Origin of the sequence: Neorhizobium sp. T25_27 (assembly GCF_002968565.1) — a bacterium.
In the GTDB taxonomy this organism is placed as follows: domain Bacteria; phylum Pseudomonadota; class Alphaproteobacteria; order Rhizobiales; family Rhizobiaceae; genus Neorhizobium; species Neorhizobium tomejilense.
Window position 1 is genome coordinate 265,892 of record NZ_PVBJ01000008.1, and the last position, 21,183, is coordinate 287,074.

Here is a 21,183-nt window from a genome sequence, read left to right on the forward strand (position 1 = left end):
AGACATGTCGAAGAAAATTACCCTGGCGTGCCTGGCGCTTATGGCCTCGGTCGCCACCACGCCCGTGCTTGCACAGGACTGCAACTCGGCCGGCACCGTCGGCTCCGCCGGCAGCGCCGCCGCAGGCGGCACATCGGCAAGCACACTCGGCACCGCCGGAGCCTGTCAGACCGACGATGGCACGACAGCCTCGATCGGCTCTGGGGGCAGTGCGGCGACGGCCGATGGCAAAGCCCGCAGCCAGACCAAGGTCAACGAGAACCCGAACCAGTTGAAGGCGCAGTCGAAGGCGCAGGCCATGGACCAGGGCACATTCAGCAAATCCCAGACGAAAACGCGGGTCAAGGATGATGAGCTGCAAAGCAAGACGCGCAGCATGTCCCACGTCCCGGGGCAGAAGCCGGTCAAAAGCACCACCGACAGCAACGTGGTTCTGCCACCGCAGTGACCAGAAAACGAGGAACCGGCTCCCACGAAAGAGCGGGAGCCGGAGCCTTCCGCGGCAAGCGGATCATCCCCAGGTGTTGAGTCCGCCGCCGCTTACGAATTCTGCCGTTCAGTTCGCTGATTGGAACTGAATGCCGGGTTGGGGCTTTAAAACCGCGCAGACTTCGGAGGATGACGATGGACGAAAATACTTTTGAGCAACTCAGCACCATGAGCCAACAGCTGCACAAGCGTGCCCTTGCGCTATCCCACCAGGGGAAGGACGCGGACCTCGCGATGCTGATGTCGGCACAGGCCGTGACGATGGAAGCGGTCAAATCGCTCGGGGAAGCCTTGGACAGGATCAATGGGCCGCTTGGCCTTGGGGCAGCGGGAGACTAGGCGGGAGGTCTTCCTGTCCTCCTTCGTGCAATCCCTTTTCAGCGCCATGACAATGCTGGCCGGAACTTTCCAACGCGACGGCAGGTTGAGCTTTCAGGAGGAGACCGAGATGCACCGCAAACCCGACCACCAACATGAACTGGCGTTTTACATCGGACTGAATGCAGCGCTTGGCTGCCTGATCGTCGCCAGCGTCTTGCTCGCGGCAGCGGCCTGAAGACCAGATTGATCCGAGGCCGTCGACCGCTCCCGAAGCGCCATCATGAGCTCCCGGCATCGGGCGAGGAACTATTCCCCAATCAGCCTGTTGGAGCCTTCATGAACGACACGTCCAGAAAAGCCGGCAACAACATGATGAAATTTGTCACCGCCATTCTCGCGGCCGCACTTGTCATCGGTGCAGTCTATTTCTTTTTCCTGACCCCCGGCGAGCCCACGGGTCCTCAGACACCGCCGTCTCCGCACGCCATCGACCAGACGAAGTGATCGACGATGAAGCCAAGCGAAACGCCAAGGAGCGAAACACCGACGGGATTGTCGCCATCGGCGGATCCCGAACCCCAAAAGAAGCGAAAAGTCATCGCCGGCCGCGGCCTGATCATGTTTATCGCGGGCGTCGCGGTCGCAGCCTTCTGCCTCTACGTGTTCATCGCGCTGTATGGGATCTATGCCGGCACCTGACGCTAGCTGCACCCGCTGTGCCTTCTCCTCCCTAGCGCGGGGAAGATGAGGCGCAGGCCGTTCAAATTGCCGCAGTCTGGGTTTCAGATCGGTAACCACCCCACCAGCTAAGCCCACGCGCATTCTTATCATATGATAATTGTGATCAAAATTCGCATCATAACGACACGCCGAGGAAACCCGAAAAATGCCCGACCGGACTCCGGGATATGCACGCGTGCCCGCCACCGTGCATTGCTGGTCAGAAGACGTCCCCAGCCGGACCTTCGTCTCGCTGGAAAAGGCCTTGGCCTATTGCAGAAAGAATATCGGCGAGCTTCCGGCCATCGAGCTTTTCGTTCATTGCGGCCAGATCCCCGAACCGATCATCAGCGGTGACGAGCTCGTAGCCCTGATAAAGGCAAAACGGCGCAACCTGATCTGACGGAGCCTGTTTCAGCTCCGCCGCTGCCCGAATCTGCGACGCGGGCGACGATGTGCCTTTGGCAGGATGTCAGCTTGCGACATCAAAGGTGACTGGCGTTATCTTGTTAAAACCAGCAGGAACGTTTATTCGCCGTGGCAGACTTGAACCGGGACCTGCCATGCTCACGCTGAAATCCACCTTGACCGCGCTGTTGATCGCTGCCGCATCCAGCTTCACTGTTTCCTCGGCATTCGCCTCGACGAAATACCCCCTGACCATCGAAAACTGCGGCGCCCAGGTCAGCCTCCAGAAGGCGCCCGAGCGGGCAATCGGCCTTGGCCAGAACAGCGCGGAAATCCTGCTGCTGCTCGGCCTCCAGGACAAGATGGCCGGCACCGCCTTCTGGCCGAGCAAGGTTTTGCCGCAACTTGCCGAAGCCAATGCCAAGGTCAAGCTTCTGAGCGTCGAATTCCCGACCTTCGAATCGATCCTGGCGGAGAACCCGGATTTCGTCGCGGCCGCTTTGCCAAGCCTGGTCGGCCCGAGCAGCAAGGTCGCCAAGCGTGAGGACTTCGACAAGGTCGGCGTGCCGACCTATCTCTCGCCCAGCACCTGCCTCAGCACCAAGGAGGTCAAGGACCAGTACGGCAGCCGCGCCCAGCTTTGGAACATGGATCTGCTCTACAAGGAAATCGACGAACTATCGCAGATCTTCGATGTCGCCGATCGCGGCCAGGCGTTGATCGCCGACTTCAAGGCGCGCGAGGCCAAACTCCGTTCCGGCGTTTCGAAGGACGGCAAAAGCCTCTCCTACGTCTTCTGGTTCTCCAGCCCCAGCCCGTCGGCCGATGCTTATCTCGGCGGCAAGAACGCAGCGTCCGGCTTCATCGCTGACGTCCTGGGCGGCCGCAATGCCGTCACCGCCGAAGCCGAATGGCCGACGCTCGGCTGGGAAAGCATCATCGCTGCCAATCCGGACGTGATCGTCGTCGCCAATCTGGACCGCAACCGCTGGGAACTCGACAAGCCGGAAGCAAAGATCAAGTTCCTGACCACCGATCCGGCCGTCAGCCAGATCACCGCCGTGAAGAACAAGGCAATGGTGGTGATGGACGGTCAGGCCATGAACCCGACCGTGCGGACGATCTATGGCGCCGAACAAGTGGCCGACCAGTTGAAGGCCCTCGGTCTTCTGAAGTGACGGAAAAGCGCCGCTCCCTTCACCAGCTTTTCGCCTTCGCAGCCGTGCTGGTGGCTTCGCTTGCAGCCATCGGTCTCGTCGTCGGCATAAGCGTCGGGATCGGCGACCTGCCGATCCCGCTCGCGACGACCTTTTCTGCGGTCACCAATCGGCTGGGATGGACGACGGTGGGGCTCAACCGTATCCATGAGACGGTCATCTGGGACTATCGTCTCAGCCGGGCGCTGGTCGCGGCCTTTTGCGGTGCGGGCCTCGCCCTATCGGGAGCGATCATGCAGTCGCTGCTGCGCAACCCGCTGGCCGAGCCCTATGTTCTCGGCATTTCGGCCGGCGCGTCTACCGGAGCCGTCGCGATCGTCATCCTCGGTGTTGGCGCAGGCGCGGTCTCATTGTCGGCCGGGGCTTTTGCCGGCGCCTTCGCGGCCTTCTTCTTCGTGGCGCTGCTATCCAACGGCACGCGCGGCGGTGCGGACCGCACCATTCTTGCCGGTGTCGCCGCTTCGCAGCTCTTCAATGCCTCGACCTCCTACATCGTCACGACGTCGGGCAATGCCCAGCAGGCGCGCGACGTGATGTTCTGGCTGCTTGGCAGCTTCGGCGGCGTGCGCTGGCCGGAACTGACGCTGGTCTCGATCATCGTCGGCATCGCGCTGGTGGCTTGCCTGCTTTATGCCCGCGTGCTCGATGCGTTCGCCTTCGGCGATGAAGCGGCGGCGGCGCTCGGTGTCAATGTCGCGCGAGCACGCATCGTGCTTTTCGCCCTGACGGCGATGATGACCGCGACGATCGTCAGCATGGTCGGCTCGATCGGCTTCGTCGGCCTCGTCGTACCGCATGTGGCGCGGTTTGCCGTCGGGCCACTGCATGTCCGCTTGCTTCCGGCCTGCGCCGTCATCGGCGCCGTTTTCATGGTGGTGGCGGACATCGCGTCACGCACCCTCATCCCGCAGCAGGTCCTGCCGATCGGCGTCGTCACCGCGCTGGTCGGCGTGCCGTTCTTTTCGATTATCCTCTACCGGTTCCAACGCGCGTCATGAGCATCAAAACCGAGAACCTCACCTGGAAAATTGGCAGGAAGACCGTGCTCGACGGCGTTTCATTCGCGGCACAGCCGGGCAGGACGCTCGGCCTTCTGGGACCGAACGGTTCGGGAAAGACGTCGCTCCTGCGTCTGCTCGCGGGTTTGAAACTGCCGCATTCTGGCTCCATCATGCTTGAAGGCAAGGATCTCAAGACGATCGGGCGGCGTTCGATCGCAAAGCGGGTCGCCTTCGTTGAACAGCACGCCACGACCAATGCCAATCTGAGGGTCGTCGACGTGGTGAAGCTCGGGCGGTTTCCGCACCGGTCGATATTTTCCGGCTGGTCGCTCACCGACGACGAAGCGGTCGAGACCGCTCTTGCGCGTGCCGGCATGGCCCACAAGCGCAACGACCGCTGGCAGTCCCTTTCCGGCGGCGAAAAGCAGCGGACCCATATCGCAAGGGCGCTGGCGCAATCGCCGAAGGAACTCATCCTCGACGAACCGACCAACCATCTGGATATCCAGCATCAGATCGGCCTGATGCGGCTGGTTTCCGGCCTGCCGATGACGAGCATCATCGCGCTTCACGATCTCAATCATGCAGCGATGTTCTGCGATGAGCTGATCGTCCTGCAGGATGGCCGGATTGTCGCCTGCGGTTCGCCGGAAGCGGTGCTGACCGAAGCCCTGCTGAGGGACGTATTTTGCGTCGAAGCACGGGTAGAAGCCTCGCCGCACCATTCACGACCCCATATCCACTACCTCGTCTGATAACTCCATCGACGACGGTGTTCGGCGCAGGCCCGGGTGAACAGAGTTGGCGGCCGTTAGGCGGACGCCGGCTGGAACAAACAAACCCTCGTCATTGTTCGTTGGTCACCCGGAACCGGAGGGCCCGACATGAAACCTCTTTTCATCACGGCAGCGGCCGTTCTTTCGCTGTCGGCCAACCTGTCACTCGCACAGGAAACGCCTAACGCATCTCCCAGCACCCCGCCACAGGCTGAGCGCGATCGCGCCCCGAACGCACCGCCGCCCGGTCCTCAGGGACCGGGCGCTGACAGGGACGGAGACGAGTGGCGGATGCCTCCGATGGCGGACCGTCGAGCGCCACGGGAGCGCGGCGCGCGTTTCCGCATCGAGAACGGGCGGACCACGATCGACCTACGCTGCGCCAACGGCGAACCGACAAAGGATTGCGCGGATCTTCTTCTGCAGGTGCTGGACCGGCTGGAGCGAGGAACGTCTTCGGACGATTCCGACTCTCGCGACGACGGCCGGGACCGCTCGCGTTATCGCTGAGGCCGGCTGAGACCAGAAGGAACCCTCGATCAAATGTACATAAGCTGAAGCTCAGATGAATGCGGACTTCAGCAACGGTTCAAGGATCGCGCCGCAATCTGTCAGCGTGTGCACTCTGGAGGAAACCGATGCGCAGGATAGTCTTAGCGGCCAGTTTGATCGCAGCTTGTCTTTTTGGAGGCGCGGCAAATGCCATGCCGATCGGAACCATTGCCGTCCCGGCAAAACCAACCGCCGAAAAGGTCGATTGGGCTTGCGGTCGCGGTTACCACCTGAACCGGTGGGGCGATTGCCGCCCCAACCGCTGGCGGCCGCCGCCGCCCCGCTACAGCCATCGGTGGGATCGTCGGGATCGATGGGACCACCGAGGACCGCCTCGCTGGGAATGGCGAGGCCATCGCGACTGGCGCGATCACCGGGATTGGCGATGATACGGGAAAGCCCTTCTGCTCTGCAGAGGGGCTTTTTCTCGATGCCAAGGTCTGCGCTGCCCGAGTCTGCGGCAAGCCGGATTCTGACGGCAGGGGTTGAATTTTAGCTACTTCTAACGAACATTTCCCAACTGGGAGCGTTTTATTGTTAGGAGGAAGCGTCATGAAGAAGGATACCAATCGGCAGGTCAGAATTCCTGGGCCACGCCAGCACGACGTCGCCGAACACTGCCGTAAAAACGGAATGCGGCTGGAAGACGAAAAGAAGATGTTAAGGCTGCTGGGAAAACACGCGCCGGTGCACGAAATCCACTCGAACTCTCCGCCACGACCGCCGCGGTTCCGCTAGGCGACAATCAACGCCGGCAAGCGCTACAGCCCCATTCCCGCAGGTCGTGTCCGATGCACGCCTTTGGGAACGAAGGCGAAATTTTCAGCCAGGCCCAACAGGTCCGCGGCAAGATGCAGGGTCGAAAGCCACATTTCCGTGCCCTGCAGGCTTCCTGTCTGACCGTCGGCGAAGGCAAAGCCCCTTTTTGCCTGCCACCGGTCCGGCGAACGCAGAATGATGTCCTCAGCCACGGCTTCCGCCGGGCCACGCATGAAATCCGTCTGCTTGAGGCACAACCAAAGCGGATGGATCGCATCGAGCAGATTGCAGGCCGTGTAGGTTGGGCCGGAAAAACCGCGATTGTTTCGATAATGCGTCATGACGGAATTGATCGCCGCTTCCGGGAAAGGAACCGGGATGCCGAACTGGGCATGGGCTCCGCGTGTGAGGCGATAAAAGCCGTTGACCGGTTGCAGCAGGCCTTGTTCGGCGGTCGGCTTCCCCCACAGTCCGGTCGAACGATCGATATGGGTCGAGAGCCAGCCGAAGAGGATTTCCTTACCCCTGCCGCTCCTGAAATACCGGGCGTTGAAATAAAGCGCGGTGGCGATAGCGTCCACCCGATCGCCGCACCACCATGCGCGGCTGCTCCAGGGCAACGCCTCCAGCCAGCCACAAAGCGCAACGGCGTCCATTTCGACGCCGGAGATGGGGTGGGAGGGATGCGTGCCGAGTATCTCCAGCGCATAACCGACCGCCAGCACATTATAGAGAGCCGGCGAATCGTCGCGGATGTTCTTTGCAGGATCGGGTGACCGAAACGGATCGGGAAAAAAGCCGGTCGCAGGGTCCTGAAGCGCCTGCAGACGATCCACGATCGCCCTGGCCTCATTCCCGGAAGGCTGCTCTCCAAAACCGGCGGCGATCTCGATCGCATCGCATTCATGCCTGACGCTCATGCGGACAATGCCATCGGCATCCGGCGACAGATAACCCTCGGGCGTCAGATGCCGTTCCCGCACATCCCGCCACTCGGTTTCCGCCACCTTGCTGATCCGGAGCAGCGCCTGTTCGACCTCGGCCCGACGCGATTTTCCCGCAGGTGTCGTTTCCCCGCGACGGCGCACGACTTTGGCGGGCACTCCCGCCGCAATCGCCAGATCCGGAATGTCCTTGGTTACAACAGCCCCGGCGGCGATAACCGCACCCCTCCCGATCGTCACGCCGTCCAGAATGACCGCATTGGCACCGACCCAAACATCATCGCCGATCGTGATGCCGAGCGTCTCGTGAGGCTGATCGTTGATCGGTATGTGCGGATCGTCGAAGCCATGATTGAAGCCAACGATCGACACCAGTGAAGCAATACGCACCCCGTTTCCGCATCGGACCTTTCCGGAGATGCATGCGTAGGGGTTGACCGAACAATTGGCGCCGATTTCCACATCTCCCCGCACGAGCGCGTGCCCCGCAATCCAGGAACGATCGCCGAGGATCAGAGATGAGGTGAAAATGCGGGCGTCGCTTGCGATATAAGCGCTGTCTGCGATTTGCGCCCCGGCGGACTGCGCCAGTTTTTCCTTCAGCCTCCTTTGGGGATCGCTTTGAATATCCGCAGGCCTGCGCTCCCAGGTGAGGAATTGCAGCCTGGCTTCCCGATCCAACTCGGATTCGGAAACGTCTGGATCTGTCCGCATCTCGTCACTCGTCTTGCGCGCCGGCTTCCATGCTCGGGAAAAATGCCGGGCCGGGGATCGGAATTCGGGGGGTCGATGTCATCATACCAATTTTTGATATTCGGCAAATTGACGAGATACAGCAGACGAATTTAACCGTCCAGCTTTTGTTTTCGGCCTCCGCCGGCACTGATCAATGCCTCTCAGGGCAAATGGAATTCACTCCCGCATTGATATGGGCCTGAATTTGTCATACACGTGTGATGAATACGGCGCGGACGCGTCGCGTCGTTGCAGCGGGGATTGAGCGTGACAACCCAGACCAAGGAGCGGAACAAGGGACCGGGATCGCTGGTGTCACGGGTCGGGGAAAGTCTTCGGACGGCAATCGCCAGCGGCCAATACTCGCCCGGCGACAAACTCCCAAGCGAAGTCGAACTGACGGAAACCCACGGCGTAAGCCGTACGGTGGTCCGGGAAGCGGTCGCGGCGCTCAGATCGGACGGGCTTGTCGAAGTGCGGCAGGGCGCGGGAATTTATGTGCTCAGCCAGGAGACTTCAGCTCCTTCCGGCCGGAAAATCGACCGGGCGCGCGTATCGTCCGATCTGGAGGTGCTCGAGGTGCGGGCTCCGCTTGAGATAGAAGCTGCCGGTCTGGCGGCGATGCGCCGATCGCCGGCGCAGGAAGAGGCTATCTTCGATTGTCATCGGCATATTCTGCAATGCATCGAGCAGAACGAATCGATCCGTGAGGCGGATCTTGCGCTGCATTTCGCCATCGCCGACGCCACGAACAATCCGCTGTTCCGGCAGCATCTGGAATTTCACGGCACTGCGGCCATTCCGCAATCGAGGGCGACGCCCGGCGAACGGTCCGGTGAACAGACCGCCTACCGCCGCATGATCCACACGGAACATGAAGCGATCGTCGTGGCGATCTCGGATCGCAACGAGGAAGCGGCGCGCAATGCCATGCGCGACCACCTGAGAGGGAGCCAGATCCGCTACCGGGATGTACTGAGGGATTTCAAGGCGTTTTCAAGCTGATGCCGCAGTAAATCAGCCGCATGGCCGACCTGGCTCTTGGGGCCTAATCCGCTGCGAAACAGCACCGAAGGTTGACCCCGTTTGAAAAGACGGTAAGAGCCTGACTTTACTTGCAAACTCGCGACGAGGACGGGGCATCATCTGCGCTGATCGTGACCCCACCCCGTCTGCATTTCCTCAGTAGATCAAGGCTTTACGGGACCGATCATAGAGATCAACCTTCGACGCTGATACACACGTTGGCGGTCCGCCGGTTATTTTCCTTGGTCAGCTCAGGCCGTACCAGGTACCGCGGCCTGCTCCATGAAGGGTTAGATGTCCCTGCTCGTTTAATGCGCGCAGATGATCCTTGACGGTATTTCTGCTTGCGCCTGTGGCCTTGGCCGCGTCCATCACGGTCACTCTTCCACGCTCGCGGGCCAATTCGAGAATTGCGATGGACAGCTCCGGCAGATCACCAAGAAGGATGCGCTCGCGCTCGATCTTGCGCTCCAGCCGCTGTTTCTGCCGCTGCAGGCTTCGCAGGAAGAACTCGACCCACGGATTCCAATCCTGCTCATCGGTTCGGATCGTGCCCTGTGTCCGTCGCAGTGCAAGATAATATGCTTCCTTGTTTTGCTCGATGACGCTTTCGAGGGAGCTATAGGGCACATAGGAATAACCGGCCCGAAGCAGGAGCAAGGTGGTCAAGGCGCGCGAGAGCCGGCCATTGCCGTCCTGAAATGGATGGATCTCCAGAAAAACGACGACAAAAACCGCCACGATGAGCAACGGATGAAACGTGCGATCCTTCTCCTGAGCTTGTTGCCAGGCCACCAGGTCGGCCATCCGGCCCTGCGTATCGAAAGGCGATGCCGTCGCAAAGACGATGCCAAGGCTACGGCCATCTTCGTCGAACGCTTCGACGTTGTTGGAGAGCGTCTTCCAACTTCCCCGATGCCGCTCGTCCTTGGTCGAGTGAATGAGCAGGTCCCGATGGAGTTGGCGGATATGGTTTTCGTTCAGGGGGATCTCTTCGAAAGCGGAAAAGATAGTTTCCATCACCCCGGCATAGCCTGCGACTTCCTGTTCGTCACGGCTGGTGAAAGAGCCGATGCGCAGGTTCGAGAGTAGCCTCTCGACCTCGCGGTCGCTCAGTTTTGCTCCCTCGATACGGGTTGACGATCCGATGCTCTCGATCGTTGCAACCCGGCGCAGACTGGACAGTCGGTCGGGCGCGATCCGTCCTAACGCTCGCCAGGCGCCTTTGAACTCGTCAATCTCGGCGATCAGCGACAGGATTTCAGGCGTGATGCGCAGTTTGGATAGGTCGAGGGCCGGCATCCATTAGTCCATCCATTTCCATCCACAAAGGATATGGCACAACGGCATCCATTAATCCATCCACTTCCATCCAATAAGCCGGTCTTGAACCAATTGCTGGAAAGATCGGTCTTCGCAATCATCGATGCGGTGGTCTATGACAACAGGTCCGGAATGGCGCCGACCATGCTGAAGATAGCGATGGCTGGGTGGGGCATCATCGGCGCCGATCGTGACCCACCCGATCTGCATTTCATCTCAGTAGATCAAGGCTCTACGGGCCCGATCATAGGGTCAAGCTTCGGCGCTGATTCACAATCGGCAAGAATACCGTCACCAACATCGTGCAGCTACAACGGACTGAAGAATCTAGACTCTGCAGTCAAGCATCCATTGAACCCCGTACCGATCGGTGAGCTTTCCATAGTAGCTCCCCCAAGGCTGCATCGCGAGGGGCGTCGTTACCTTTCCGCCGACAGCGAGTTTCGTAAATAATCCGTCGGCGCTGTCGCGATTGCCAATGATGAGAATGTGGGAGGAACCTCGCATCGGCTCAGCATCGTGATTGTCCGAGGCAAAGAACAGAACGCCCGGCCCCTCGAAGCGGGCATGCATGACCTTGCCCTTCATCGCTTCGCTGGCGATTGGAATGCCGTGATCTCCCTGGCGCATAAGCGTTGTCACCTGACCAAGGCCACATTCCGTATAGAGTGTAAGCGCAGCCTCGCACTGCGTGGTGAAGAAAAGATAGTTGGCTAGCTGCATTTCATAAGCTCCTGTCGAATACCGGGCCGACTAGCCCGGCATTCTTGGAAATTTGTCAAATGGGGTTAGGCGGCGGAGGCGGTGATGGCTTCTACGAGATCGGCATTATCGTAGCTGCGTCCTGCGATCCCCCAGGCTCCCTCGGGCGCGTAGACGATGTTGGACCAGATATATTCACGCCTGAGCTGACCTCCTGCGGCGCGCTCGACCACATCTGTTGCCTTCTCGATAAACGCCCTCTTTGCCTCCGGTGTCGCCAGCGCGATCTCGGGGAGTTTTAGCTCAACGAAAGCCGCCTTAACGGGCTTCCCCGCAGCAAGAACATGTTCTTTGGGAAGCACGTTGATCGAACCGACGACATTGGCGGTCATGAACGCGTTTCCGCTGAGGCCGGCGATTTCAAGGACGGCTTCAGTCAGCCCTGCGAAGGCCTCGGCCTGCGCGGCAGGCGATAATAGACCTTCCGGTATGGTCAGTGTGATAGGCATGGTTCTCTCCTTGTTTAACATGTGTCCAGACGTGATATATACTGAGTACTCTCTATCGATACACACTGATCACTCTCTATGCAATTATAAAGAGTGATCACTCTTAAAGGAGCCGATATGCGCTACAGCGCCGAACATAAGAACCAGACACGGTCGAAGGTCGTCGCAGCAGCCGGACAAGTGTTCCGCAAGGAAGGCTACGGTGGCGCAGGCATTGACGCGCTGACAAAAGCAGCGGGCGTAACAAACGGCGCATTTTATGGACACTTTAGATCGAAGAGCGAAGCATTCCGCACAGCCGTCGTTGCCGGACTGGAAGAATTGCGGCAGGGAATCGCGACGCTTAGGACCGAACAACCGCAGGGCTGGCTGGAAACGTTCGTAGGCTACTATCTAGGCTATAAGCGAACATGCGATCTCGGCGAAAGCTGTGCACTTCCGACCCTGTCCGCAGATGTAATGCGCACTGATAACGAAACCAGACGCGTCTACACAGAAGAACTGGAGCATCTTATCGCGGAAATCGCTGCCGGCCTGCCAGAAGGCCCTTCGTCGCGTTCGGCAGGAACCTCGCGAGAAGATCAGGCAATTCTATTGCTCACCCTGCTTACCGGCGGCGTCACGCTTGCTCGGGCTGTATCGGACCCAGTACTATCCGAGAAGATTGCCAAGCTTGTAACGGTGGAAGCGATACGTTCCGTTTATTGATCTGGCGATCATCCCGGAAATCAGCGCTGACCGAAGCTTAGGGTGTCATTTCGCCCCCAGCCGGAACCGACCCCTTAATCGCTGCTGCCCGGATGGCCTATCCCAAAGCCGACTTTCCGGACTGAGAACAATTGCACCGTTGGTTGGACCGCAAAGTTCCGGCGGTCTACCAAAGGGCGAGAACCAATTAGAATGGTGAAACCTTGACCTGACGCTCGAGACTTGGGGGACTGTGAAACAGCACCGAAGGTTGACCCCGTTTAAAAAGGCGGTGACTCTGACTTTACTTGCGAACTCGCAACAAGGGCCGGGCCATCATCGGCGCCGGTCGCGACCCACCTGATCTGCATTTCATCTCAGTAGATCAAGGCTTTTCGGGCCCGATCATAGGGGTCAACCTTCGGCGCTGATGCACACCCGCCGGGGCGCGGTTAACCGAAGCCGATTTGTTGATCACAATCTTACAAGGGTTTCCAAGACTGTCAGGATAAGAGTAGGATTCTATCCTATTTGATGCTATAAGGATGTAGAAATACAGGAGAGCAACCCATGCGTTCAACTCAACAGATGAGTATCACGTTGCCGATCGAAATGGCGACGTTGGTTAAAAGCCGCGTATCCAGCGGAGATTACGCTTCCGAAAGCGAAGTTATCCGCGAGGGATTGCGGGCTTTGCAAGAACGCGAAAACGCTGTCGAACGATGGCTGCGCAACGAAGCTGCAGCTGCGTATGACGCGCATAAAGCCAATCCCGGTAAAGCCCGGCCGCTGGATGAGGCGTGGGAGAGTATCGAAGCGCAGATGGATGCCATTGACCGGGAAGAGGGCGCGTGAAGCGCTATCGCGTTCGCCTCACCGAGGAAGCCGAAGCAGATGTCGCCTGGATTTACCGGTCAGTGCGCAGGATGTCATCGTCCGCACTCGTAGCCCGCAACTATATCGCGCGGGTTCGGGCATTCCTGACGGAATTTGAGACATTTCCCGAACGAGGCACGATCCGCGACGCGCGCAATGGAATGCGGCTTATCGGTTTTGAGCGCCGTGTCAGTGTGGCGTTTATTGTCGAGGACAACGAGGTGGTCATTTTGCGCCTCCTGTACGCCGGGCAGCACTTTCAACGCGGCGAGGATCCTCTCCACGATCGCAAATAGCAACAAGGATGTGAAACAGTACCGAAGGTTGACCCCGCTTAAAAAGGCGGTAATCGCCTGACTTTACTTGCAAACTCGCAACGAGGGCGGGGCCATCATCGGCGCCGATCGCGACCCACCCGATCTGCATTTCATCTCAGTAGATCAAGGCTTTACGGGACCGATCATAGGGGGCAACCTTCGGCGCTGATTCACTTAATCCGCCTCGCGCCCCCAGACCTCGATCTGGGTCAGTGCCGGAAAGGGCGACGGGTCGTCGGCCTTGATCAGGCTGTGCAGTCTGATCCATTCCACGGTCTGCTCCCTCACCGGGAAACACTGAGCCGCGCCTGTCTTGACCAGCGAGAAACATGCGGTCTCGGCGTTGGAAAAGGTGGCGCTGGCTTTTTCCCACCAGGCGTCGTGCGGAAAGTCCGCTCGCAGGTAGAGAACGATCTCGTCGATTTTCACCGGCCGGCCGAAATCGAGCGTCAGCGTCGCATCGGGATCGCGATTGATCCCCCAGCTCGTGTAGGGCCAGAAGCCATGATCGTCGTTCGGCTTTTCGCCGTCGATGGCGTTGCGGGCGGCAAAGACCGCCTCCCCGCGTGTCTCCACATTCGCCCTGGCGTGCGGAAATATGGAGGCATTGGCGTGGTCGTCCCATGGATTGAACGCCAGGTTCCGGCGTGCCGCGATTTCCTCCGGCCGCGCCTTGCGGACGCATAGTCTGTGAATCCTGCCTTCGAAGGCCCGCGGAGAATAAGGAATGCGCTTGGGACCAAAAGGGACCCCGAGCGCATAGCTCTGCCCCTTCATATAGACGATCGCGGGCGTCATCGCGTCGTCAAGGGCGAGCATGAGATAGCCTGGCTCGGACGCTTCGACGACGACCTGATCGCCTTCGTTGTAGCTGTCGCGAAAAACGAGATATGCCTCGTCCGTGCCCGTTGCCCTGGCGCGAACCTCGCCCGCCACGTCTACGACTTTCAGTGTCAGTTCCATGCTCGTCCTCCTCAGACGATCCGCAGTTTCAGGCAGGTCCCGGCAAAGGGGATGCGCAGTCGATAAATTCTTGGGGGCCAGGAGATGCGCAGGCGGGCATCGTCGATATCGATTGTGTCCACCTCAATCTCCCCGGCTCCATCAAGGTCGATGCGGCCGAGACCACCGAAATGAATGGCGCGGTCGATAGTCGGTTCGACGCAAGTCATCAGCGAAAGCACCGCCGGCAGTTCGCCCTCATGGATATCCACGACCTCGATCTCCTGCCCGCGCCGAAGCGTGACGGTTCGCCGATAGGATTGCACGCGTGCCTCGGCCGGATAGGCGGGCGTTATGTCCAGCGATATCTGCGCCTGATTTTCAGCGAACTCGGCCTGGACATTCCGCGCCGAAAAATCCGCGCCGGCGGCCTGGCCCACACCACCGAAAGTTGGCAGGTTGTGGAAGCCCGACTGCATGGTCCAGATATCGTACCGTTCGGAGGAAAAGGTTTTTGCCGTGTAGGTTTCGACGCCAACGTCGATCAGGAACGGCTTGCCGTCCTTGTAGACCGTCAGGCTGCCGACATCGTTGTGGTTGTGGCTTTCGCCGTTATTGCCGCCTTTGACGGCGAGCGCAAAGCAGTCGTCGCGGGCAACGAGCAGGCCAATTCCCGGATAGAACGCATTGCCTGCCGGCTTCGCTTCCCCGCCGGCCGCCGGCGTTACCAGCAGTTCCTGCACGCGGTACCAGAGGTTCCACTCCTCGGGCAGATGCTTGTGCTCGGACGACAGGCGGTCGCGTGCGGCAAATGCCGCCAGGACATCGGACCCGACGGCCTTGCCGAACAGATATTCGCGCACGGTGCAGGGTTCCATGACCGCGGCGGAATCGGCAAAATTGAAATACCGGCGGCCGGCCACATGCATGTTGACGATGTATTCCGCCATGCTGCGGATTTTTGGAGCCTTCCAGAGCGGCGTCATCGAAGCCGGCGCCACCGTGTCGAGGATGGCCATCGCCCCGGCCATGCAGAGCGCCGCATGGCGATAGTAGACCACGCCCTCCTCGCAGGCCCCGTCCTGCGCATAATCCTTGATGAAGGCGTCCAGGCTGGAAAGGGCTTTTGCGACGACCCGCCGCCGCAGGTCCTGTTCCGTCTTCAGGGCAAAGGCCGAAAGCAGGACGTTCTGCGTTATCCACGCCGTCCAGTTGTTCATTCGTTCAGTGCCGTTGCCCATCCACCAGAAATGCCGGTCGAGATAGGGCGACAATATGCGCACCCGGATCTCCCGCTCGATGCGGGCGACGACCTGCGGGCTGACCTGGTCGAGCCGATCTTTCATCAGAGCAGCCACGGTCGCCAAAAGAGCCCCGGTCTCCGCCGCAAACAGATCTATGACCGGCTGCTCCGGATCGGGTACTGCAAACCGCTGCCCGCCCCGCTCGTAAGCGTTATGAGCCGGAAGCTGCCAAGCGCTTTCCTCACAGATCAGGAAGATGCCGTCGACGATCGCATCGATGAAACGCCCCCTGGCCTCGAGCAGCTCGGCAAGAACCAGATCGTTCAACATCCGCCGCCGCGAAAAATACAGCGCTTCAAAGCGCGAGCGGTTGCCGTTCAGCGAATATTCGCGATAATCGGAAGCTTTGATGACCGGCCACGGCCGGCCAAGCGCCGCCTCCGCATCCCGGATGACCGCGAAGCGCATATCATCCGATACGGCATCCCAGGCGGCCCGGTCGCCGATCGGCGCGCCGGGCATGAAGTCCGCCAAAACCGGCGGCAACGACCCGGCGATCTCGCTGAACATCAACCTTCCTCCATGCGACCGATAAACGACCTCATTCGCCACCTATCATACGTATTTTAAGATGACTACAGAATTCATATGATTTATCCATAAATTTGTTTGACCAATGTGAGAGATGTGCTATCCCCTCGATAGGGAGGCGGCGCGCTCATAAGACAATGAGCGGTCGTGGATGACCCTTGGGCATCGATCGGAGCGTCCTGGTTCGAGGAGGGATAAAGTGTCCATGTCGAATTCGACCATTGCCGCAGGTGATGCGCCGGTAGCGTCCCGGCGGTCGAGCAAGGTGTTGTCGCGCCGCCGGCGCAAGATACAAAGCGCGCTGGTCGCCTATTCCTTCATCGCCCCGAATTTCCTCGGTTTTGCCGTCTTCACGCTCGGCCCGATCCTGTTCGCCTTCGTGCTGGCATTCATGCATTGGGACGGCTCGAATGCGATCACCTTCGCCGGCCTCGACAATTTCTGGCGGCTGTTCGAAGACAAGGTCTTCATTGCCGCATTCTGGAACACGATCATCTATACGGTCGTCTCGGTCCCCGCGACGCTCGCCTGCGCGCTCGGCCTGGCGATCCTGCTGAACCAGAAGATCTTCGGGCGCGACTTCTTCCGCACGGCGATGTTCTTCCCCTATGTCGCTTCGCTGGTGGCCGTCGCCGTGGTCTGGAACATGATCTTCAACCCCGAAATGGGGCCGGTGAACATGATCCTCTATACGCTCGGCCTTGACCCCAAGGACATGCCGGGCTGGGCAGCCGACCGGCACTGGGCGATGGTGACGGTCATCCTCTTCGGCGTCTGGAAGAGCATGGGTTATTACATGGTCATCTATCTCGCAGGGCTGCAGGGCATCAATTCCGAGCTCTACGAGGCCGCCGATCTCGACGGCGCCAATGCGTGGCAGAAATTTGTCTATGTCACGGTGCCGCAGCTCGGGCCGACGACCTTCTTCGTCACGGTCATGCTGACCATCCAGTCGTTCAAGGTCTTCGATCAGATCTACATGATCACCCAGGGCGGCCCCGGCACCTCGACGCTGGTCCTCGTTTATCACATCTACAACGAAGCCTTCATTTCGTGGGACCTCGGTTATTCCAGCATGATTGCGCTCGTTCTCTTCTTTCTCGTACTGGCGGTCACGGTCGTCCAGTTCCGCCGACAGAAGGAGGATTGATCCGTGAAGATTGCCGGACGCAAGGTCACCGCCAAGAGCATTGCAGTCTATGCGACTGTCATCGTCATCACCGCCGTGATGCTGATGCCTTTCGCCTGGATGCTGTCCGCTTCGCTGAAACTCAGCCGGGACGTCTTCGTCTTCCCGATCGAGTGGATTCCGTCGCAGCCGCAGTGGCAGAACTACGTGGACATCTGGACGAAGATCCCGCTTGGCCTGTTCATCTACAACACATCGAAGCTGACGATCATCGTCACCCTGCTCCAGCTGCTGACCTCGAGCTTCGCGGCCTATGCCTTTGCCAAGCTCGATTTCCCCTACAAGAACACCCTTTTCCTCGGTTATATCGCCACCATCGCCATGCCCTGGCAGGTCTATATGGTGCCGCAGTTCCTGCTGATGCGCGAGTTCGGCCTGAACAACACCCATCTGGCGCTGATCTGCCTGCAGGCCTTCACCGCCTTCGGCGTCTTCCTCATGCGGCAGTTCTACATGTCGATCCCGACGGAGCTTTGCGAAGCGGCGCGCATCGACGGCATGAACGAATATCAGATCTGGGCGCGCATCATGCTGCCGCTGTCGAAGCCGGCGCTTTCGACGCTGACCATCTTCACCTTCGTCACCACCTGGAACGACTTCCTCGGTCCGATGATCTATCTGACCAAGACGGAGCTGAAGACGATCCAGATCGGCCTGCGCATGTTCATCTCGCAATATTCCGCCGAGTACGGGCTGATCATGGCAGCATCGGTCGTCGCCCTCATTCCCGTGCTGATCGTCTTCCTATCGCTGCAGCGTTTTTTCGTCGAAGGCGTCGCTTCGTCGGGCCTCAAGGGTTAACGTCATGAATGCCGTTCTGCAGATCGCTCCCCAACCGATCACCGATGCCGAGGTCAAGGCAGCGCTCGATCTCGCCGTCGCCCAGATCCGGCGCAATCTGCCGGCCTTCACCTACGCGTCCCAGAACCATTCCAGCGTCGGCAATTTTTATCCCGCCGTCGACAATACCCAGTGGACCGCAGGTTTCTGGCCGGGAGAAATCTGGCTGGCGTTCGAGCATACGGGCGACAAGATTTTCCAGCATGCAGCGCAGATCCAGGTGCAAAGCTTCCTGCATAGGATCGAGAACCGCATCGAGACCGACCACCACGACATGGGCTTTCTCTATTCGCCGTCCTGCATCGCCGCATGGAAGCTGGTTGGCGACGAGGACGGGCGCAAGGCCGCCATCCTGGCCGCGGACCAGCTTGTCGAGCGCTTCCAGCCGATCGGCCAGTTCATCCAGGCCTGGGGCCGCAAGGGTGTCGCGGAGGAATACCGCTACATCATCGACTGCCTGCTGAACCTGCCTTTGCTCTATTGGGCAAGCCGCGAGACCGGTGATGACAAATATCGCGACGTCGCGCTCATCCATGCCCGCACCACGCTGGCAAATTCGATCAGGCCGGACAATTCCACCTATCATACGTTCTACATGGATCCGGTTACCGGCGCGCCCGTGCGTGGTGCGACGAAACAGGGCTACAAGGACGACAGTTTTTGGGCGCGCGGGCAGGCCTGGGGCGTTGCCGGCATGGCACTTTCCTATCGCTACGAGCCGATTGAAGAATATCGCGACGCGTTCGACCGGCTTCTCGATTTCTATCTGAAGAAGCTGCCGGCCGACATGGTGCCTTACTGGGACCTTGTGTTCTCCGAGAACGATGGTGAGCCGCGCGATAGTTCGTCCGCCTCGATCGTCGCCTGCGGACTTCTCGAAATGGCCGACCTTGTCGAGGCCGATGTCGCCGCGCGTTACCGCGAGCTTGCCCGGCGCATGATGAAAAGTCTTTCCGAGCACTATGCGGTCAAGGATCCGGCCATGTCCAACGGCCTTGTCCTCAACGGAACCTATTCGAAAAAATCGCCCTACAATACCTGCCGCGGCGAAGGCGTCGACGAGTGCGTCTCCTGGGGCGACTATTATTACATGGAAGCCCTGACGCGCCTGTCGCGCGCCTGGTCTTCCTATTGGTGAGAGAATCCGATGGCCAGCATTTCACTGAAAAAACTGAACAAGTCCTACGGCGCCCTCACGGTCGTCCATGACATCGACCTGGAGATCGCCGACAAGGAATTCATCATTCTCGTCGGCCCTTCGGGTTGCGGCAAGTCGACGACGCTGCGGATGATCGCCGGGCTGGAGGAGATCTCCGGCGGCGAGCTTCAGATCGGCGGCGACCTGATGAACGATGTGCCGTCGAAGGACCGCGACATCGCCATGGTCTTCCAGAACTATGCGCTCTATCCGCATATGACCGTCTACAAGAACATGGCTTTCGGCCTGCAGCTTCGCAAAGTGTCCCGGGATTTCATCGACAGCCAGGTTCAGGACGCGGCAAAGATCCTCGACATCACCCACCTTCTCAACCGCAAGCCGAAGGCGCTGTCCGGCGGCCAGCGCCAGCGCGTCGCACTCGGGCGTGCCATGGTGCGCAATCCGGCCGTCTTCCTGCTGGACGAACCGCTCTCCAATCTCGACGCCAAGCTTCGCGGCACCATGCGCGCCGAGATCACCAAGCTGCACAAGCGTCTGCATGCCACCTTCATCTACGTCACCCACGACCAGATCGAGGCGATGACCATGGCGGATCGCATCGTGGTGATGAAGGACGGGCATATCCAACAGGTCGACACGCCGCAGAACCTCTATGATCGGCCAGTCAACATGTTCGTCGCCGGCTTCATCGGCGCGCCGCAGATGAACATGATGCCATCGGTGATCGAACGGCGCGGCGAGCGGTATTTCGCCTCGTTCGACGGGCGGGAACTGCCATTGCCGGCGCATTTCGACAAAAGCCGCATCGCACCCTACGAAGGCCGCGAGCTGGTCATCGGCATCCGGCCCGAGAATTTTCACGAATTGCCGCCGGCCGATATCGCGCCGGAAAACCTGGCGCCCTTCAGCGCCGTCATGGAACTCGCCGAACCGATGGGCTCGGAAATCCACCTCAACATCATCGCCGGAGGACGCAGCTTCATCGCGCGCGTGTCGCCACGATTCAAGGGCGCGATCGGCGACGAGGTCAAGCTGGTCGTCGACACGACCAATATGCAGTTGTTCGACAGGCAAACGGAGCGCTCGATCCTTTATTAGGCGAGCGGGAGGAAACGGCCATGCAATGGCTGCGCGACATGTGGACGAAGGAAGGACCGGGCATTCCGAAGAATGCGCCGAAGAAGACCGGTCTTGCCCTTTTCGCCGATACGTTCGCGCGCGAATGGTGGGAGATGGTCAAATTGAACATCCTGTTCATTCTGGCCGCACTCTTCGTCGTCACCATCCCCGCTGCAATCGCTGCGACCGCCCGCATTTCGGTCGCCCTCGTCGAAGACCGCAACACCTATCTCCTGCGGGATTTCACGGAAGCGTTTTTCCGATATTTCTGGCGGGCGACCGCGTGGGGCCTGGCCTTCACCCTTGCGATCGGCCTCGGCGTCTATGCGATCGTCACCTATGCCGCGACCGCAAAAGACAATCTCGTCCTGGCTCTGCCGCTGACGATCGCGCTGATCGCCACGGTTTTCATCGCCGTGGTGGCCTGCCACCTGGTCGTGCTGATGGTGATGCGTGATCTTTCGGCCCCAATGCTGCTGCGGCTGGCAGCCATTGCATCGGTCGTCCGTCCGCTGCCGGCGCTCGGCGCGCTTGCATTCGTGGCCGCGCTCTGGCTCGCGCATATCGTCTTTTATCCGGTGTCCGTGTTCATGCCGGCCACCCTCAACTTTTCACTCGGAATGTTCGCCGTCACATTCGGCGTCCATCGGGCAGCGGTCATGGTTCTAGCCCTGCCAATGGCAATACAGGCGCATCGCGAACCACAGGCTGGTGACGCTAAGCATATCTAATCCAGA

At 59.8% G+C, this 21,183-nt stretch carries 26 protein-coding genes; 20 read left to right on the forward strand and 6 right to left on the reverse strand.

What is annotated here, in order from left to right:
• The first annotated feature begins 4 nt into the window (after positions 1-4).
• From C5J24_RS22050 to C5J24_RS22095, 11 genes are all read left to right on the forward strand, one after another.
• Positions 5-448, forward strand: coding sequence for a hypothetical protein (locus tag C5J24_RS22050; protein WP_105420968.1), 444 nt, complete (start codon positions 5-7; stop codon positions 446-448).
• Between the two features lie 176 nt (positions 449-624).
• The gene (locus C5J24_RS22055; protein WP_105420970.1) at positions 625-828 is read left to right on the forward strand and encodes a hypothetical protein; all 204 of its coding nucleotides are present in this window, start codon (positions 625-627) and stop codon (positions 826-828) included.
• 318 nt (positions 829-1,146) lie between these two features.
• The gene (locus tag C5J24_RS31995) at positions 1,147-1,314 is read left to right on the forward strand and encodes a hypothetical protein (protein WP_172717081.1); all 168 of its coding nucleotides are present in this window, start codon (positions 1,147-1,149) and stop codon (positions 1,312-1,314) included.
• 6 nt (positions 1,315-1,320) lie between these two features.
• Entirely contained in the window at positions 1,321-1,509 is a 189-nt protein-coding gene (locus C5J24_RS32000; RefSeq protein ID WP_172724093.1) for a hypothetical protein, read from the forward strand.
• Positions 1,510-1,696: 187 nt separating this feature from the next.
• Positions 1,697-1,933 carry a hypothetical protein gene (locus tag C5J24_RS22065; protein WP_105420974.1) on the forward strand — a complete coding sequence of 79 codons (237 nt, stop codon included), beginning with the start codon at positions 1,697-1,699 and terminating at the stop codon, positions 1,931-1,933.
• Between the two features lie 160 nt (positions 1,934-2,093).
• A complete protein-coding gene (locus C5J24_RS22070) occupies positions 2,094-3,116 on the forward strand; it encodes an ABC transporter substrate-binding protein (protein WP_105420976.1) in 1,023 nt (340 codons plus the stop codon).
• Positions 3,113-4,153, forward strand: a complete 1,041-nt coding sequence (locus tag C5J24_RS22075; RefSeq protein WP_105420978.1) for an iron ABC transporter permease — start codon at positions 3,113-3,115, stop codon at positions 4,151-4,153. The genes C5J24_RS22070 and C5J24_RS22075 overlap by 4 nt, the downstream gene beginning before the upstream one ends.
• Complete coding sequence (locus tag C5J24_RS22080) at positions 4,150-4,911, forward strand: ABC transporter ATP-binding protein (protein ID WP_105420980.1); 762 nt, start codon at positions 4,150-4,152, stop codon at positions 4,909-4,911. Before C5J24_RS22075 ends, C5J24_RS22080 begins: the two co-directional genes overlap by 4 nt.
• Positions 4,912-5,040: 129 nt before the next feature.
• Positions 5,041-5,442, forward strand: coding sequence for a hypothetical protein (locus C5J24_RS22085; RefSeq protein WP_205836965.1), 402 nt, complete (start codon positions 5,041-5,043; stop codon positions 5,440-5,442).
• A 194-nt stretch (positions 5,443-5,636) separates the two neighbouring features.
• Positions 5,637-5,873: a GCG_CRPN prefix-to-repeats domain-containing protein gene (locus C5J24_RS32700; RefSeq protein ID WP_371674737.1), complete on the forward strand. Its 237-nt coding sequence runs from the start codon at positions 5,637-5,639 to the stop codon at positions 5,871-5,873.
• Positions 5,874-6,036: 163 nt separating this feature from the next.
• The gene (locus C5J24_RS22095; protein WP_105420984.1) at positions 6,037-6,222 is read left to right on the forward strand and encodes a hypothetical protein; all 186 of its coding nucleotides are present in this window, start codon (positions 6,037-6,039) and stop codon (positions 6,220-6,222) included.
• A 23-nt stretch (positions 6,223-6,245) separates the two neighbouring features.
• Here the strand turns inward: C5J24_RS22095 and C5J24_RS22100 are convergent, their stop codons facing one another.
• Complete coding sequence (locus tag C5J24_RS22100) at positions 6,246-7,901, reverse strand: DapH/DapD/GlmU-related protein (protein WP_105420986.1); 1,656 nt, start codon at positions 7,899-7,901, stop codon at positions 6,246-6,248.
• Positions 7,902-8,189: 288 nt separating this feature from the next.
• On the opposite strand from C5J24_RS22100, the gene C5J24_RS22110 reads away from it, so the two are divergent.
• The gene (locus C5J24_RS22110) at positions 8,190-8,927 is read left to right on the forward strand and encodes a FadR/GntR family transcriptional regulator (protein ID WP_105421056.1); all 738 of its coding nucleotides are present in this window, start codon (positions 8,190-8,192) and stop codon (positions 8,925-8,927) included.
• A gap of 267 nt (positions 8,928-9,194) precedes the next feature.
• Here the strand turns inward: C5J24_RS22110 and C5J24_RS22115 are convergent, their stop codons facing one another.
• From C5J24_RS22115 to C5J24_RS22125, 3 genes are all read right to left on the reverse strand, one after another.
• Entirely contained in the window at positions 9,195-10,250 is a 1,056-nt protein-coding gene (locus C5J24_RS22115) for a Fic family protein (protein ID WP_105420990.1), read from the reverse strand.
• Positions 10,251-10,598: 348 nt separating this feature from the next.
• Positions 10,599-10,994: a VOC family protein gene (locus C5J24_RS22120; RefSeq protein ID WP_105420992.1), complete on the reverse strand. Its 396-nt coding sequence runs from the start codon at positions 10,992-10,994 to the stop codon at positions 10,599-10,601.
• Between the two features lie 65 nt (positions 10,995-11,059).
• Entirely contained in the window at positions 11,060-11,482 is a 423-nt protein-coding gene (locus tag C5J24_RS22125; protein ID WP_105420994.1) for a tautomerase family protein, read from the reverse strand.
• Positions 11,483-11,599: 117 nt separating this feature from the next.
• On the opposite strand from C5J24_RS22125, the gene C5J24_RS22130 reads away from it, so the two are divergent.
• The 3 genes from C5J24_RS22130 (at position 11,600) to C5J24_RS22140 (ending at position 13,341) form a co-directional block, all read left to right on the forward strand.
• Positions 11,600-12,190 carry a TetR/AcrR family transcriptional regulator gene (locus tag C5J24_RS22130; protein WP_105420996.1) on the forward strand — a complete coding sequence of 197 codons (591 nt, stop codon included), beginning with the start codon at positions 11,600-11,602 and terminating at the stop codon, positions 12,188-12,190.
• A 549-nt stretch (positions 12,191-12,739) separates the two neighbouring features.
• Positions 12,740-13,024 carry a type II toxin-antitoxin system ParD family antitoxin gene (locus tag C5J24_RS22135; protein WP_105420998.1) on the forward strand — a complete coding sequence of 95 codons (285 nt, stop codon included), beginning with the start codon at positions 12,740-12,742 and terminating at the stop codon, positions 13,022-13,024.
• The gene (locus C5J24_RS22140) at positions 13,021-13,341 is read left to right on the forward strand and encodes a type II toxin-antitoxin system RelE/ParE family toxin (protein WP_105421000.1); all 321 of its coding nucleotides are present in this window, start codon (positions 13,021-13,023) and stop codon (positions 13,339-13,341) included. Before C5J24_RS22135 ends, C5J24_RS22140 begins: the two co-directional genes overlap by 4 nt.
• Positions 13,342-13,536: 195 nt before the next feature.
• Here the strand turns inward: C5J24_RS22140 and C5J24_RS22145 are convergent, their stop codons facing one another.
• A complete protein-coding gene (locus C5J24_RS22145; protein WP_105421002.1) occupies positions 13,537-14,325 on the reverse strand; it encodes a carbohydrate-binding protein in 789 nt (262 codons plus the stop codon).
• 11 nt (positions 14,326-14,336) lie between these two features.
• A complete protein-coding gene (locus tag C5J24_RS22150) occupies positions 14,337-16,118 on the reverse strand; it encodes a heparinase II/III family protein (RefSeq protein ID WP_105421004.1) in 1,782 nt (593 codons plus the stop codon).
• A 172-nt stretch (positions 16,119-16,290) separates the two neighbouring features.
• Between C5J24_RS22150 and C5J24_RS22155 the strand changes: the two genes are divergently transcribed.
• Genes C5J24_RS22155 through C5J24_RS22175 form a run of 5 tightly spaced genes read left to right on the forward strand, consistent with a single transcriptional unit; the run spans position 16,291 to position 21,177 of the window.
• Entirely contained in the window at positions 16,291-17,289 is a 999-nt protein-coding gene (locus tag C5J24_RS22155) for a carbohydrate ABC transporter permease (RefSeq protein WP_205412826.1), read from the forward strand.
• 3 nt (positions 17,290-17,292) lie between these two features.
• Positions 17,293-18,129, forward strand: coding sequence for a carbohydrate ABC transporter permease (locus tag C5J24_RS22160; RefSeq protein WP_040125532.1), 837 nt, complete (start codon positions 17,293-17,295; stop codon positions 18,127-18,129).
• 4 nt (positions 18,130-18,133) lie between these two features.
• Positions 18,134-19,306, forward strand: coding sequence for a glycoside hydrolase family 88 protein (locus C5J24_RS22165; protein WP_105421008.1), 1,173 nt, complete (start codon positions 18,134-18,136; stop codon positions 19,304-19,306).
• A 9-nt stretch (positions 19,307-19,315) separates the two neighbouring features.
• Positions 19,316-20,425 carry an ABC transporter ATP-binding protein gene (locus C5J24_RS22170; RefSeq protein ID WP_105421010.1) on the forward strand — a complete coding sequence of 370 codons (1,110 nt, stop codon included), beginning with the start codon at positions 19,316-19,318 and terminating at the stop codon, positions 20,423-20,425.
• A 20-nt stretch (positions 20,426-20,445) separates the two neighbouring features.
• The gene (locus C5J24_RS22175) at positions 20,446-21,177 is read left to right on the forward strand and encodes a DUF624 domain-containing protein (RefSeq protein WP_105421012.1); all 732 of its coding nucleotides are present in this window, start codon (positions 20,446-20,448) and stop codon (positions 21,175-21,177) included.
• The last annotated feature ends 6 nt before the right edge of the window (positions 21,178-21,183 follow it).

Bases quoted from the DNA above. Each gene is read 5' to 3' on its own strand.
- C5J24_RS22050 (WP_105420968.1), top strand. From the start codon at position 5: ATGTCGAAGAAAATTACCCTGGCGTGCCTGGCGCTTATGGCCTCGGTC.
- C5J24_RS22055 (WP_105420970.1), top strand. From the start codon at position 625: ATGGACGAAAATACTTTTGAGCAACTCAGCACCATGAGCCAACAGCTG.
- C5J24_RS31995 (WP_172717081.1), top strand. From the start codon at position 1,147: ATGAACGACACGTCCAGAAAAGCCGGCAACAACATGATGAAATTTGTC.
- C5J24_RS32000 (WP_172724093.1), top strand. From the start codon at position 1,321: ATGAAGCCAAGCGAAACGCCAAGGAGCGAAACACCGACGGGATTGTCG.
- C5J24_RS22065 (WP_105420974.1), top strand. From the start codon at position 1,697: ATGCCCGACCGGACTCCGGGATATGCACGCGTGCCCGCCACCGTGCAT.
- C5J24_RS22070 (WP_105420976.1), top strand. From the start codon at position 2,094: ATGCTCACGCTGAAATCCACCTTGACCGCGCTGTTGATCGCTGCCGCA.
- C5J24_RS22080 (WP_105420980.1), top strand. From the start codon at position 4,150: ATGAGCATCAAAACCGAGAACCTCACCTGGAAAATTGGCAGGAAGACC.
- C5J24_RS22085 (WP_205836965.1), top strand. From the start codon at position 5,041: ATGAAACCTCTTTTCATCACGGCAGCGGCCGTTCTTTCGCTGTCGGCC.
- C5J24_RS32700 (WP_371674737.1), top strand. From the start codon at position 5,637: ATGCCGATCGGAACCATTGCCGTCCCGGCAAAACCAACCGCCGAAAAG.
- C5J24_RS22095 (WP_105420984.1), top strand. From the start codon at position 6,037: ATGAAGAAGGATACCAATCGGCAGGTCAGAATTCCTGGGCCACGCCAG.
- C5J24_RS22100 (WP_105420986.1), bottom strand. From the start codon at position 7,901: ATGCGGACAGATCCAGACGTTTCCGAATCCGAGTTGGATCGGGAAGCC.
- C5J24_RS22115 (WP_105420990.1), bottom strand. From the start codon at position 10,250: ATGCCGGCCCTCGACCTATCCAAACTGCGCATCACGCCTGAAATCCTG.
- C5J24_RS22120 (WP_105420992.1), bottom strand. From the start codon at position 10,994: ATGCAGCTAGCCAACTATCTTTTCTTCACCACGCAGTGCGAGGCTGCG.
- C5J24_RS22125 (WP_105420994.1), bottom strand. From the start codon at position 11,482: ATGCCTATCACACTGACCATACCGGAAGGTCTATTATCGCCTGCCGCG.
- C5J24_RS22130 (WP_105420996.1), top strand. From the start codon at position 11,600: ATGCGCTACAGCGCCGAACATAAGAACCAGACACGGTCGAAGGTCGTC.
- C5J24_RS22135 (WP_105420998.1), top strand. From the start codon at position 12,740: ATGCGTTCAACTCAACAGATGAGTATCACGTTGCCGATCGAAATGGCG.
- C5J24_RS22145 (WP_105421002.1), bottom strand. From the start codon at position 14,325: ATGGAACTGACACTGAAAGTCGTAGACGTGGCGGGCGAGGTTCGCGCC.
- C5J24_RS22150 (WP_105421004.1), bottom strand. From the start codon at position 16,118: ATGTTCAGCGAGATCGCCGGGTCGTTGCCGCCGGTTTTGGCGGACTTC.
- C5J24_RS22155 (WP_205412826.1), top strand. From the start codon at position 16,291: ATGACCCTTGGGCATCGATCGGAGCGTCCTGGTTCGAGGAGGGATAAA.
- C5J24_RS22165 (WP_105421008.1), top strand. From the start codon at position 18,134: ATGAATGCCGTTCTGCAGATCGCTCCCCAACCGATCACCGATGCCGAG.
- C5J24_RS22170 (WP_105421010.1), top strand. From the start codon at position 19,316: ATGGCCAGCATTTCACTGAAAAAACTGAACAAGTCCTACGGCGCCCTC.
- C5J24_RS22175 (WP_105421012.1), top strand. From the start codon at position 20,446: ATGCAATGGCTGCGCGACATGTGGACGAAGGAAGGACCGGGCATTCCG.